This window comes from Pedobacter sp. BS3, assembly GCF_008274585.1.
Lineage (GTDB): Bacteria > Bacteroidota > Bacteroidia > Sphingobacteriales > Sphingobacteriaceae > Hufsiella_A.
The window spans coordinates 507,896-521,352 of the sequence record NZ_VTRT01000003.1 but is presented as its reverse complement, the minus strand read 5'-3'; the positions used below and the strand labels follow the sequence as shown (position 1 = coordinate 521,352).

At 42.9% G+C, this 13,457-nt stretch carries 15 protein-coding genes; 13 read left to right on the top strand and 2 right to left on the bottom strand.

Translation table 11 applies throughout. The annotated features are described in order from the left end of the window. Nucleotides 1-3 precede the first annotated feature (3 nt). A complete protein-coding gene (locus FW774_RS11070; RefSeq protein WP_149348233.1) occupies nt 4-609 on the top strand; it encodes a hypothetical protein in 606 nt (201 codons plus the stop codon). Nucleotides 610-729: 120 nt separating this feature from the next. Here FW774_RS11070 and FW774_RS11065 read toward each other — a convergent pair whose 3' ends face one another. Beyond that, the gene (locus FW774_RS11065; RefSeq protein ID WP_149348232.1) at nt 730-2,592 is read right to left on the bottom strand and encodes an LTA synthase family protein; all 1,863 of its coding nucleotides are present in this window, start codon (nt 2,590-2,592) and stop codon (nt 730-732) included. 154 nt (nt 2,593-2,746) lie between these two features. Here FW774_RS11065 and mtaB point away from each other — a divergent pair, with 154 nt between their 5' ends. The 9 genes from mtaB to FW774_RS11020 all read left to right on the top strand — a co-directional run bounded on the left by mtaB (nt 2,747) and on the right by FW774_RS11020 (nt 11,997). Further along, complete coding sequence (gene mtaB, locus FW774_RS11060) at nt 2,747-4,066, top strand: tRNA (N(6)-L-threonylcarbamoyladenosine(37)-C(2))-methylthiotransferase MtaB (protein WP_149348231.1); 1,320 nt, start codon at nt 2,747-2,749, stop codon at nt 4,064-4,066. A 133-nt stretch (nt 4,067-4,199) separates the two neighbouring features. After that, entirely contained in the window at nt 4,200-5,369 is a 1,170-nt protein-coding gene (locus FW774_RS11055) for a prolipoprotein diacylglyceryl transferase (protein WP_149348230.1), read from the top strand. Next, the gene (locus FW774_RS11050; protein WP_149348229.1) at nt 5,359-6,147 is read left to right on the top strand and encodes an inositol monophosphatase family protein; all 789 of its coding nucleotides are present in this window, start codon (nt 5,359-5,361) and stop codon (nt 6,145-6,147) included. Before FW774_RS11055 ends, FW774_RS11050 begins: the two co-directional genes overlap by 11 nt. Nucleotides 6,148-6,978: 831 nt before the next feature. Continuing rightward, complete coding sequence (locus FW774_RS11045) at nt 6,979-8,310, top strand: site-specific integrase (protein WP_149348228.1); 1,332 nt, start codon at nt 6,979-6,981, stop codon at nt 8,308-8,310. Nucleotides 8,311-8,721: 411 nt separating this feature from the next. Further along, the gene (locus FW774_RS11040) at nt 8,722-9,216 is read left to right on the top strand and encodes a hypothetical protein (protein ID WP_149348227.1); all 495 of its coding nucleotides are present in this window, start codon (nt 8,722-8,724) and stop codon (nt 9,214-9,216) included. 164 nt (nt 9,217-9,380) lie between these two features. Continuing rightward, nucleotides 9,381-9,680: a helix-turn-helix domain-containing protein gene (locus FW774_RS11035; RefSeq protein WP_149348226.1), complete on the top strand. Its 300-nt coding sequence runs from the start codon at nt 9,381-9,383 to the stop codon at nt 9,678-9,680. Then, on the top strand, nt 9,677-10,717 hold the full coding sequence (locus tag FW774_RS11030) for an AAA family ATPase (RefSeq protein ID WP_242457799.1): 1,041 nt from the start codon (nt 9,677-9,679) through the stop codon (nt 10,715-10,717). Before FW774_RS11035 ends, FW774_RS11030 begins: the two co-directional genes overlap by 4 nt. A gap of 70 nt (nt 10,718-10,787) precedes the next feature. Beyond that, nucleotides 10,788-11,741, top strand: coding sequence for a toprim domain-containing protein (locus tag FW774_RS11025; RefSeq protein WP_187774874.1), 954 nt, complete (start codon nt 10,788-10,790; stop codon nt 11,739-11,741). A gap of 70 nt (nt 11,742-11,811) precedes the next feature. Then, on the top strand, nt 11,812-11,997 hold the full coding sequence (locus tag FW774_RS11020) for a plasmid mobilization protein (RefSeq protein ID WP_242457798.1): 186 nt from the start codon (nt 11,812-11,814) through the stop codon (nt 11,995-11,997). On the opposite strand, the gene FW774_RS11015 is transcribed toward FW774_RS11020, so the two are convergent. Next, nucleotides 11,981-12,208: a hypothetical protein gene (locus FW774_RS11015; protein WP_149348224.1), complete on the bottom strand. Its 228-nt coding sequence runs from the start codon at nt 12,206-12,208 to the stop codon at nt 11,981-11,983. The genes FW774_RS11020 and FW774_RS11015 overlap by 17 nt on opposite strands. 153 nt (nt 12,209-12,361) lie before the next feature. Here FW774_RS11015 and mobC point away from each other — a divergent pair, with 153 nt between their 5' ends. The 3 genes from mobC to FW774_RS20660 are packed head-to-tail and all read left to right on the top strand — an operon-like array spanning nt 12,362 to nt 13,457. Further along, nucleotides 12,362-12,565: a plasmid mobilization relaxosome protein MobC gene (mobC, locus tag FW774_RS11010; RefSeq protein WP_149348223.1), complete on the top strand. Its 204-nt coding sequence runs from the start codon at nt 12,362-12,364 to the stop codon at nt 12,563-12,565. Further along, nucleotides 12,546-13,283, top strand: a complete 738-nt coding sequence (locus FW774_RS11005; RefSeq protein WP_242457797.1) for a relaxase/mobilization nuclease domain-containing protein — start codon at nt 12,546-12,548, stop codon at nt 13,281-13,283. The genes mobC and FW774_RS11005 overlap by 20 nt, the downstream gene beginning before the upstream one ends. A 9-nt stretch (nt 13,284-13,292) precedes the next feature. Next, on the top strand, nt 13,293-13,457 hold the full coding sequence (locus tag FW774_RS20660) for a hypothetical protein (protein WP_242457796.1): 165 nt from the start codon (nt 13,293-13,295) through the stop codon (nt 13,455-13,457).

Genomic DNA, 13,457 nt, shown 5'->3' with positions numbered 1-13,457 from the left:
ATAATGGCCTTACCGCAACTTTTCATCAGCCTGATAACAGATAAACAAAAGCATGCCCGTTTGTTGAATACGCTTTCGCTGATGGAAAATACCGGTGCACGCAAAATATCGGCCTGTGAACATAAAACCGATGTCACGCTGATCATACTGAAACATGCCGCGGAAGAGCATCGCCACGCTTATTACCTGAAAAAGCAGATCGCCAAGCTGGGTGAAAACCTGTGTCCAACGTATGCGGATGACTACCTGATCGCCCCTGATGATAGCCGTTTTTACCTGAATAAGCTGGATGTGGATGTTTGCCGCTACCTGAAAGCTGAGCTGGGTTTAAGTGGTTATGAATTGCGTTTTGCAGCATATTTGCTGGTTACCTATGCTATAGAAGTCCGTGCCGATGAGTTATATCCGGTTTACCAGCAGGCATTGGATGATGCGGGAAGTAAGGTGAACGTTAAATCCATTATCCTGGAAGAAGAAGGACATTTAGAGGAGATGATCAATCAACTGAAACAATTCTCGCCCGAATGGGAAAAGCATGCGCAACAGGCCGTTGTTATTGAAACCCGTTTGTTTGAAGAATGGATAGAAGCTATTGCTGCTTCGTGTTAGAGTTTGGAAAGTTATTTCACGCAAAAAGATTTTAAAGTTCTTAGTGTGAGCCTTTTCCTAAGGTCGTAATGTAGCAAATTACACAATCCAACAATTAGGCAATCTCCGGCGTGATACTCATCAATAATCCAGGTATTGCTGAAAAACCTCCTGCATGCAGGCTTTGCCATACAGTAATAACTGCTTATCGGTTTCCGGCAGATTATTTTCCCGGCGGTAGGTTATGGTTTTTCCCGTATTATCAAAAGATATGGTCTGTTGTGCCGTGGTGAAGCCAAAACCATTATCCCAATTGTAAAAAGCGAATCCTGGAATAGTTGGATTCAACACATCCTTACTCCATGTAAAAGCAGATGCGTTCATGCGGAGCTGGTTGAGCAGGATGGCGGCAATATCAACCTGGCTGGTAACCTTGTCGATCCGCTTTCCGCGATATTCATCCTTTAAAGCCCCGCCATACAATAGTATGGGGATATGAAAACGTTCCGGCCTGTTAATTTCATATTTTTCGTCGGGAAGGCGGTGGCCATGATCGGCTACAATAATAAACAGGGTATTGGCAAACCAGGGGCGTTTTTCGGCCTGTTGGAGATAATCCGTGAGGCAGGAATCGGCATAATAAGCTGTACTACGAAATTTCTGACCAATGGCATCGCCGGGAAAATGCGATTTTACCGGCAATTCAAACGGCTCATGGTTGGTCAGCGTAAGAATAATAGAGAAGAAAGGTTGCTGCTCTTTATCCATATCCTCCAGTTGCCTGCGATAAACCACATGGTCATACGTTCCCCATTTGGAGTTCATATCTTTCTGAGAGAAGTCATGAATATCCACTATCCGTGATACGGAATGGCTTAGCATGTATGATTTAAAATTGTAGAACTCGCTCTCGCCGCCATAATAAAAAGAGGTATGATATCCTTTTTTTGCAAATTCGCCGGGAAGGGAAGGAAGCCTGGTAAGCTTGTTGTTTACCTTGATAATGCTTCGTACAGCCTGCGATGGAAATGCGCTTAAAACAGCTATAATACCTTTATCCGTTCTGTCGCCGGCAGCGTACGCATGTGTAAACAGCAAGCCGTTTTTTGCCAGTTGCTCAAAACCCGGCGTGATGCCTTTTTCGCCGCCTAAGCTTTCTACAATATTTGCAGTAAAACTTTCCATGATAATAGGCACTATATTGATATTCTGATTCTTAACTATAGTTTCAGTTGGTGAATCTGTAGGCTTAAAAAGCTGCCTGACAACCTCTTCGGCCTCCTGGTTTGGTAAATAATTATACGGGTTTTTGTTGCCGTATTGATTGGCCAGAATATCATGTATCAGGCTCCATTCTGTATTTACCGCTGCATGATTAAGTAGCTGATTGGATGAGTAATAGGCCATACTCTCATTCATGGGCGTAACGCCGGTATTTCCCCTGATGGCCAGAAAGGTAAGGCCCAAAGTCAATAATGATAAAGGGATAGAAACCGCATATCCCGGTTTGGGAGGAAGTGAGAGCTGTATGATGCGGGCAGACAACCAGAAGCCAAATGCGATTAACAGGGTAATAATTACAAAAGATAATAATAAAGGCGACGATGCGCTTGAAGCAGCGGCCTCTGTAGGTGAGGTGAAGAAAAAATCAAGCGCCTTATAGTTGATCTTGCTACCCCATTCACGGTAAATATTGAAGTTTGCCGCACATAAAATGGCAAACAGCACAATCAAAGTACGGGTGTACCAGATCATTATTTTTTTAGGAAAACGTATGCTTCGAAAATGCCAGGTGAAAATGAAAATCAGCAGTGGCAGGGCCGAAATATATCCAGCCATAGAGCAGTCCATCCAAAGACCATATAAAAAACTTTTAATGATCTCTGCTAAGGCGATGTGCTTAAGCCGTGCTGCAAAATAGAGTATGAATACCAGGCGTTCGGCGAAAAAAAAGATGAGCCAGAACAAATAGAAACGTAGCAGGAAAATAATGGCCTTGAACATGGCGCAAGTTATGTATTTGCAACGATGTTTAAAAAACGGCTATTGCAACAAGCAGGGCACAGCATCAGATCTAAACTATGAAAAGATTAAATGTATTTGCCCTGGCAGTCTCATTTTCATGCTAACAATCAAAGCCGTATCTTTGCGCCGAATCATGGGCAAAAAAGTAGCGTTTTATACCTTAGGCTGTAAGTTAAACTATTCGGAGACATCGGCTATAGGCCGGTTGTTTGCACAGGCTGGTTTTGAAACCGTGGAGTTTACCGGCAAGCCGGATGTGTATGTGATCAATACCTGCTCGGTTACTGAAAATGCCGATAAGAAATGCCGCAAGGTGGTTAAAGAAGCGCTTAAGCATTCGCCTAATGCCTATATAACCATTGTGGGATGTTATGCCCAGCTAAAGCCAAAGGAGATAGCCGAAATTCCCGGTGTGGATATGGTGCTGGGCGCATCAGAAAAGTTCCAGATAGTAGATTATATTACCGACCTGACCAAGCAGGAGAAAGCTCTTGTATATAATCAGCCTATAGCCGAGGCACAGGCATTTAACGCCTCGTATTCTTACGGCGACCGTACCCGTACTTTCTTGAAAGTACAGGATGGCTGCGATTATTCCTGCACATTCTGTACCATTCCGCTGGCACGCGGAACAAGCCGCAGTGATACTATCGAAAATATCGTGCGTCAGGCGAATGAGATTGCCGCTTCGGGCGTGAAGGAAATTGTTCTTACGGGAGTGAATATCGGCGATTTTGGTATCCGCGACGGTAAACGGCAGGATCGTTTTTTAGATCTGGTAAAAGCGCTGGATGAAGTTGAAGGCATTCATCGTATACGCATATCGTCTATAGAGCCCAACCTGCTCAGTAATGAAATTATTGAATTTGTAGCGCAGTCAAAACGCTTTGTTCCGCATTTTCATATCCCGTTGCAATCAGGCTCAAACAAAATTCTGGCCTTGATGCGCCGGCGTTATCGCAGGGAATTGTATGTAGAGCGGATAGCGGCCATAAAACGTATCATGCCCGACTGCTGCATCGGGGTGGATGTTATTGTAGGCTTTCCCGGCGAAACCCGCGAGGACTTTATTGATACCTATAATTTTTTGAACGATCTGGATATCTCATACCTGCACGTGTTTACCTATTCTGAACGTGAAAATACGCCTGCTGCCGAAATGGATGGCTCTGTTCCCGGATCGCAGCGTGCCGACCGTAGCAGGATGCTTCATATCTTATCTGACAAAAAACGCCGGGCGTTTTACCAAACGCAATTGGGTAAGACCACCGAAGTGCTGTTCGAGGCCGATAATAAAGACGGACAGATGCATGGTTTTACACCTAATTATGTGAAAATACAGGCTAAGTATGATCCGCTGGCGGTTAACGAGCTCAGAAATGTAAAGCTGCTTTCAGTATTGCCCGACGGCGATGTTGAAGTAGAGGAAGTTGCTGAAGTTCTGGTGCATTAATGGGTATTGAAGCCTGACTCTCCGGCTATTTGCCATGAACTATGAACCATAAGTCCTTTTGCCTCACATCCTAAAACTTACAACCTAAATATACCTTACAACTTTTTCATTGTAATCCGCTATCTTTAGCGCCATGTTTCCAACCATTTCTTATTTAATACAGTATCTAACCGGTCTCAGCATCCCGTTGCCAGTTCAGACGTTCGGATTTTTTGTAGCCATCGCATTTATAGCAGGTTACTGGGCATTTGTTCAGGAGTTTAAGCGTAAAGAGGCGTTGGGTATTATTCATCCGTTTAAGCGAAAAGTTAAAGTTGGCGAGCCTGCAACGCCTGCTGAACTTATCTTTAATGCTGTATTCGGCTTTATAATCGGATATAAAATACTGTATGGCATATTAAATTACAGCGCATTTGTAGACAATCCGCAGGAATTTATTCTTTCTGCCAAAGGAAATGTTATAGGGGGCCTTTTGCTGGGCGGCATATTTGCCTACTGGGCCTGGTCTGAGAAGAATAAAACCCGTTTGCCACAGCCTAAGCTGGTGGAGGAAACCGTTCATCCATACCAGTTGATGAGCTCTATTGTGGTGTGGGCTGCTATTTGTGGTTTTGTTGGAGCTAAGGTGTTCAATAGCCTGGAATATTTTGATAACTTTTTAAAGGATCCGGTTGCTGATTTATTGTCGTTTAGTGGTTTGACGTTTTATGGCGGTTTGATCTGCGGGGGGGCAGCCGTATTGTATATTGCCTATAAAAACGGAATAAAACCCCTGGTGATGCTGGATATTGGCAGCCCGGGAATGATGCTGGCTTATGCCGTTGGGCGTATCGGCTGCCATTTGTCGGGCGATGGCGACTGGGGAATACCGAATCCGAATCCTAAACCAGGTTGGTTAAGCTGGCTGCCGGACTGGGTTTGGTCGTTCAAGTTTCCGCATAACGTAATTAACGAAGGTGTGCCTATTCCGGGTTGTACCGGTAAATATTGCCATGAGCTGCCGGTAGGCGTGTATCCTACTTCATTTTATGAGCTGGTGATGTGCCTGATCTTATTTGCTGTTTTATGGTCGTTACGTAAACATATCAGGGTCACAGGTTTTATGTTCTCGCTGTACCTGGTATTAAATGGAATTGAACGGTTCTTTATTGAGCATATCCGTGTAAACTCATTGTATCATGTGTTTGGCATGGCATTTACGCAGGCTGAGCTTATCTCGTTCATTATGGTTATTATTGGTATTGTTGGGATGATATGGACATCGCAGCAAGCTAAAAAGACACAATACACCTATGGATCTTAAACAGATTACGTTTGATATTATCGCCATTGCTAAGGAAGCGGGGAATTTCATTCGCCAGGAGTCGGCAGGCTTTACCACCTCAAAAATTGAATATAAGGGATTGAATAACCTGGTTTCATACGTGGATAAAGAGTCGGAAAAGCTGATCGTAGCGAAATTATCCGCCTTGTTGCCACAGGCCGGTTTCATTACCGAGGAGGAAACCGTAAATGTTACCGGCGAAGAGTTTAACTGGATCGTAGATCCGCTTGACGGGACAACAAATTTTATTCATGGTTTGCCGGCTTACGCGGTGAGCATTGCGCTGCAACAGAAGAGTGAGCTGGTTGCCGGTGTGGTGTATGAAATATCGCGGGACGAATGTTTTTATGCGTGGAAAGGTGGCGGGGCCTACCTGAATGACAAGCCCATCCGGGTTACCGATAACGATACTATACCTAAATCGCTTATTGCTACGGGTTTTCCGTATTATGATTTTGCCAAGCTGGAAAAATACCTGAATGTGTTCAGGGAATTGACTCAAAAATGCCACGGTTTACGTCGCTTTGGGTCGGCCGCTACCGATCTGGCTTATGTAGCCTGCGGCCGTTTTGATGGTTACTTTGAATACAACCTCAACTCATACGATATTGCTGCCGGCGTGGTCATTGTCCGCGAAGCGGGGGGTAAAACCTGCAATTTTTCAGGCGGCAGCGAGCTGTTCAACTCGCGGGAGATCGTTGCAACCAATGGAAAAATCGAGGAACCGCTATTGGAAGTGATCGGAAAACATTTTTGATCAGGTTATTTAAAGAAGTACTTTTTAGGTAAATCTCTTTAGGCATTAATGGCGGTGTAAAAATAAAAACATGAAATGGAGCACATAATTGGTCAAACATACAATGAATTAAATACAATCCTTAAAAAAAATGAATCTATAGTAGCAAACATCTTGAAAAGCAGATTCAGTATTTTGTTTCTTTATTTGACACTCAACAGAAGCTAATTAAAAACCATGTTCCTGGAGTCTTCGATCCATACTATGGCATGACACCGATTAAACAAGTGTTATTGCTTACTATATTTTATTAATATTACTTTGTTGTAATTATCACCTGTTAAATAGTTGTGTAATTGATCGAAAGTTAATTTATCGGTCTAATATCTATGGAAAGCATAAAAAGGAAAATGCTGATTTAAAAGTAAAAGCAAAGGAGATTATTATTGAAGTAAAAAAGGAGTTAGCTCCCGGAGGGGTCGCATTCATTAAAACATACTGTGGAAACTGGCAATATTCAACGTAACATGAATAAATGAAGACAATCCTTCATTAATCTACATACTCAACAGCGGAGCTGGGATTTGAACCATTAAATTATTGGATAACAGGTTTTCATAGATATATCAAAAATTACCAGAATCAAAAAACCGCCTTAAAATTGCTTTCAAGACGGTTTCCTTTTTTAGTCGGGGTGCCAGGATTCGAACCCTTATCACAGCTCAATTCCATTTATTATATTTCAATCTGATTATTAGGCATTTATAAAAACTAATTCTTAACTTTACCTACCTTTACAAAGGTGAAATATGGTAATATTAAGCATTTCTGTCCGAAATATGTCCGAGAAATATGAAAGTGAATTTTTATTTAGATAAGCCGTATAATCCCAACGTTGCCCCTGAAAAGATCAAGCAGGAACTGGCTAAGGTTGGCGGAAAAAAGAAGAACCTTGCACAGAAGTTCTGGAATCCATCCCCGACTGCGCTGTATCTTTTCTTTTCGCCGGATAAGTCCTGCAGGATAAAATACAGAACCAACTACAAGATACTGCCCAAGAACTGGGACTTTGAAAAGGAGCGGATGAAGCCAAGTGTCAGCGGTGCATTGGAGTTCAATGTCGAACTGAACAACCTTGCAAACTGCTGTACAAGGGAAGCAATGCGCAAAAAAGACACAAACCAGTTTCTTTCCAAAGAAGATTATAAGCAGATTATACAGGACTGTATCGACAAGGACAATGCCGTCAACAGCGAAATATCCATTTCCCACCTGAAAACCCAGTTCCTTTCCTACAAATCCAATTTTGTCAAAGAGGGTACGTTAAAAGAATACCGGACAGTCTTTAAGGGATTAGAGGATTTTGAGAAGCATAAAGGAACAAAACTTATTCTTAGGGAAATGGACGGTAAATTTCTCGATCAGTTTGAGGTATTTCTAAGCAAGAAAAAGAACACGAACGATGAGGATAAGACGGGCTTGCTGAATGATACCATACACAAGTACATATCCACGTTAAAGGTATTTCTAAAGTGGTGCAACGACAATGATTATTTAGTGCATCCCGATGTTTTCAAGACACAGAAAACAAATTTTAAAAAGAAAGCATATAACGAAATCATTGCGCTGTCCGAAAAGGAAATCGAGAAGCTACTGAACCATGACCTTTCGGACAAGCCCAGTCTGGAAAGGGTACGGGATCTGTTCTGTCTATTGTGCTACACTGGGCAGAGGTTTGAAGATCTGATCAACTTTGACCCAAAGGACATCAGGAACAATGCTTGGGACTTTATTTCCATCAAGGTCAAGAAAAGGGTAATCGTACCATTCGAGGGGTATATTGCCCCTGCAAAGGATATTCTGGAGCGTATCGGTTACAAAGTACCCAAAATATCAAATCAGAAATTCAATGAATATATTAAAACGGTCGGAAAACTGGCAGGGCTGAACGAAACCATAAAGATAACGAGGTATTCGGGCAAGCAAAAACTGGTGATAGAAAAAAAGAAATACGATTTTCTATCGAGCCATGTCGGTAGGCGGTCAATGGTCACAAACCTATTGAGCAGGAACGTACCGATTACACTTGTACAGAAACTGACGGCACATTCCGATATACGGACTTTAATGAAATACGAATCAGCAAGCACGGATTCGTTAATCGATGCACTAAATAAATTTTGAGTTATGGACGAAAGATACTTTAAGTTGAGAAAAACATTGAGGGAACGAAAGAACAGATTTGATATAGGACCGTTTTTCAATATGAATCCTATCCACATTTCGGGGTATTTTGTCATGCGGATATTTAACATAACCGAACAGGAGTATATCCCTTTCTATCAACACCATAAAAAGTACTACCTTGCATGTAACCCTGACGGCAATGAAGAAACGTTTTTAGCAATAGTACTGGAAATTGTCGATAAGGACAGGAAATCACGGGAAACGTTATACTACTACAATACACGGTCTAAGACAAGGATACACAAATTGACCAGATTTCGGGAAGTTCTTAAAGAGGTAGACAAATGGGGTCTGACGGTGACCAACGAAGAACGTCTACGGCAGTCCGTCTCCTATGTGCAGTAAATAATGAACTGGCAGAATACCAACGACACAAAATCCGTATTGTCCAAATTCCTGTTTGACGAGAGGGGTTCTGACCAGTTTTTTATAGAATATCAACGGATCATTGAGAGGAAAAATGAATTGGAGGTGCTTTTGGAAAAAGAACAGTCAACCGTAAAGGATTTGCAGAATCAATTGAAAAATGTTGCTCCGGAATATAGGATTGCAATTTTGAACGGAGATCAAAAACTATTAATTGACCTTTTTATGCAATTGAGAGACTTAAAAGTTCCCAGAACAGATAATAATTTCCTATCGGCAAAGCCTGAATTATGGGCAAGATTGATCCACAACTATTTCACGTTGTCTCACACAAATAGCAAAGAAGACAATCGTCAACTACTTAGCTACGATACGATACTCGATTACTTTAAGGACAACTTGGGAAAAGAGATGCTCAAATCAAAAAACAGGAGTAAATATTTCAATATTAAAGAATCTAATAGAATATATACGTAAAACACATGTAGTTGTTTTTCAGTAATTTGTGAATCAAAAATCCCCTCAAAATTAATTTTGAGGGGATTTTTGATTTGTGTACTTCCCAACTTTGCCCATGTTAACTCACTCGGAGAAAGTGGCCACGACTTCGACATTATTAAATTGATAAACATGAGCAAAGTATGATTTTACTTGACCAAAAAGCCCTCAAAGACTGTATCAAGGATGCCGTAAGGGAGGAACTGCACCTTTTTATTACAGACGTCAAAAAAACGGCTGACAATCCACAGAAACCACAGACAGCAAAACTGTTGACCAAAAAGGAAATGGCGGACGAACTGGATATTTCCCTTGTGAGCCTGACCGAATGGATGAAGCAGGGACGTATTCCGTACAGACGTATGGGAAAACGCATTTACTTCAACAAAGAGGACGTTATGGCATCCATGACGAACTTCAACCATAACAAGGGAGGTAAATGATGATGCCGTTCAAGCAGGAGACCGTTGAAGCGTTCGACCGCTCACTGGTCAGGATTACAGATGAATTTTTAGAGCCACCCATCATGATAAAGATATGCAGTTCGGATTCCGTCATCGGAACACTTGGGAATTTCAGTGCCTCTACGGGCAAGGCAAAGAGCAGAAAGACATTCAACGTCATTTCGTTAATCGCATCGGCATTAAGCGGAAAACAGATATTACAGTACAGGGTGGACGTGCCACGCAATCGCCCCATGGTGCTGTACTGCGATACCGAGCAAGGGAAATACCATTGCCACAGGCTTCTTTCAAGAGTGTATAAGCTCATAGGCTACCCAACGACCGAAGTCCACGAGAACCTAAATTTTATCGCTCTGCGGGAGTACCCTACCAAAGAGCGTATCAATATCATCGAATACGCACTTTTCAAGTACGCAGGCAAGATCGGACTGGTCGTCATTGACGGCATCCGTGACCTTGTCTTTGACATCAACAATGCCACCGAAATAACGAGCAAGCTCATGAAATGGTCACAGGAACTCAATGTACATATCCACGTTGTCCTGCACCTCAACAAAGGCGATGACAATACACGAGGGCATCTGGGAACTGAAATCAACAACAAGGCGGAAACTGTCCTACAGATAAGCAAAAACGATCTGGATGCAAATTACAGCATCGTATCGCCGAAGTTTATCCGTGACATCGAATTTGAGCCGTTCGCATTCTATATCGAGGACGGTTTGCCCCGACTGGAAGAGAATCTGGAAATGGCAATCCCCAAAGCAAGGAAAGGCTTCGATTATCAGGAACTGTCTGCCGATAATCACCGAGAGGTGTTACAGGCGTTGTTCACTGACGGAGAAATAACGTGTAGTTATGGCGACTTCGTGAGCAAGCTACAGGAGGGCTATTTGGCACATGGGTTCAATTTCGGAACGAACAAGGCAAAACAGCTAAAGACATTTTTGGAAAACAAGCGGATGGTCATCAAGAACGACAAGACCTATCGGTTCAACCCCGAATTTTATTACTGAAAAACAGGTTTAGTTTAGTCTGCCCCTATATATAGATAGACTAAACTAAACCTCTCTAAAAATCACGAGTATGACATGTGAAGAATTAAAGCGAATACCGCTCATATCCATATTACAGCATTTACAGATTCCGTGTGCCAAGATGAACAGCAGGGAAGCATGGTTCAAGAACCCCTTTAACGGAGGGGATGAACGGACGGCATCGACAAAGGTGGACGTACACCGAAATATATGGTACTCCCATTCCGAGGGTATCGGTGGGAACAACATTGATTTCCTGATGAAGTTCTTAGGCACGTCCGAACTCGCTAAAGTCTTGGAGTGGGCTGATGAAAGAAAAAATACCCTTTCTTTTCAACAGCAGACCGTTCTGGACAGTCGGCACGTCGTACAGACAGAAAAAGATACAGGCTACACGATACTGTCCGTAAAACCGCTTGAAAACAAAGCATTGCTCGGCTACCTGTCCAATGAGCGCAGGATCGACCCCGATATTGCAAGGGCTTTCTGCAAGGAAATCTACTACCGGACGGCAAATGGACAGACGTATTTTGCCGTATGCTCTGCCAATGATTCGGGAGGGTTTGAACTGCGCAACCCCTATGACAAACGGTCGTTAATGACAAAGGACATCACCACCGTAGACAACGGAAGCGACAGGGTTATGCTGTTCGAGGGGTTTATGGACTGGCTCTCTTTTTTGACACTACGGAAGATTGCAGACCGACCGTTTCCGAGTACAGATTATTGTATCCTGAACACCACTGCCCACCTGAAAAGGTCATTCCCGTTTTTGGAACGGCACAAAACTATCGTCAGCTATCTGGACACGGACGGGTCGGGAACAAAGGCTTACAGGGAATTGGAAATCCGCTTTGGAAAAACCCACGGTCTCAAAAACGGAATACGGGAGCTACAGCGCAGGAACAGTATGATAAAAGACGTGAATGATTATCTGGTGCATGGTCTATCCGACACCAAAATCGAAAATCGCCCTACTGGCAGAAAACTATCGAATAGGTAGGGAGCAAGGTTGTGTTTTGGTGACCCCAAAACCTATTGGCTCCCGATGGTCACAGCTAAAAACGAACATCATGAAAGACAGAAAGAACAAAGGCGGTAGACCCGCACTGGAAAATAAAAAGCGGTTTAGGATCAATGTCCGTTTCGATGAAACGGAACATAAAAGGGTTCTGAAGAATGCGGAAACCGCAGGCATGAGCAAATCGGAATGGGTGCGCAAAAGTGCCGTTAGGTGCAATGCTATGACGGCATCCTAAATTGAGAAAGTTCACGTTCTGTTGGTTCTTTGCTAAACAACCATTCTAACATACTTTTTTGCCCTTTTCTCAAGTTGATTTCGTTTTGTATTGCAATTCTATTTTCTAAAGTAACATCATTACCTGTTGCTGTTCTTAAAAATTCTTCATCTTTAGATATAGCTTTTTTCAACTTTTCAATTTGTTCTTTTATTTGAATTTCACTTTTCATTTTATTTATATTTGTGAGAAGCACTGCACCTAACAAGGTATTGCCAAAAGCAGGGCTGATGTGCTTAAACCAACAGAAGTACACTTATTTAACTTTTGTGCTGACATCGGCAGTAGCACTTCAAATCCCTGCCTTCGCCAATATTTTACCGTTATGCGAAAGATCGTCCCGAGGTTTACCGAGGAACAACTCAAAGCGTTCAGGGCAATCACGGGGGCATCGAACAACCTCAACCAGTTGACAAAGAAAGCCAACCAGACAGGATTGCTAGACGTAGCAACGGAGTGCCGGAATACGATCAGCCACATCAACCATTGTATCAATAAACTACTGCGCCATGATTGCGAAGATAATTGAGGGGAAATCATTCGGCGGATGTGTGGGGTATGTGCTGAAAAAAGACAGTGAGATCATCCTCGCTAACGGACTGCGGACGGATTCGGCTAAGACCATTGCACAGGATTTCAATTTTCAGCGGATGCTGAACCCCAGATTGGGCAGGGCAGTCGGGCATATTATTCTCTCATGGAATACCAATGACAAGAACATGCTGAACAATGACATCATGGTATCATCAGCCAAGCGGTATCTCTCCAAAATGGGGATCAAGGATACACAGTGTCTGATGGTCAGACATCACGACCGCAAACACGATCACATCCACATCATTTACAACCGTGTAAACGATTATGGCAAGACTATCTCCAACAGCAATGGGCGGTACAAGAGTTTTAAAGCCTGTAAGGAACTCAACGCCATGTATGGCTTCAAGCAGTCCGAGGGTAAAACGAATGTCAACAGGGGACGGCTCAAAGGTAACGACAGGACAAGATACCAGATTTACGATACTGTCAAGGCAGGTATACGCCACAGCAAAAACTGGGCTGAACTGGAAAACTATATACGGTACAGGGGTGTGGAAATCCAGTTTAAGTACAGGTCGGGAACAGATGAAATACAGGGCATTTCATTCTCCAAGAACGGACAGGTATTTCAGGGGTCTGCCGTTGACCGTTCGTTGAGCTTCGGGCAGATCGACAAGGCATTAAACGGGATCGATAACGCTCAGGAATAATTCCACAAGGTGGAAAGCAACGTTTCGACAGGTCACCTGACAGATACCAGTATCGGCGAAACTATCGGTGATATAGCATCCGCTTTATTCTCGATCCCCGAAATTACACCAGAACAGGAAGATCCCTTTATCAAAAAGCGAAAAAAGAAAAAGAACAGTAATTTAAAACGTTAG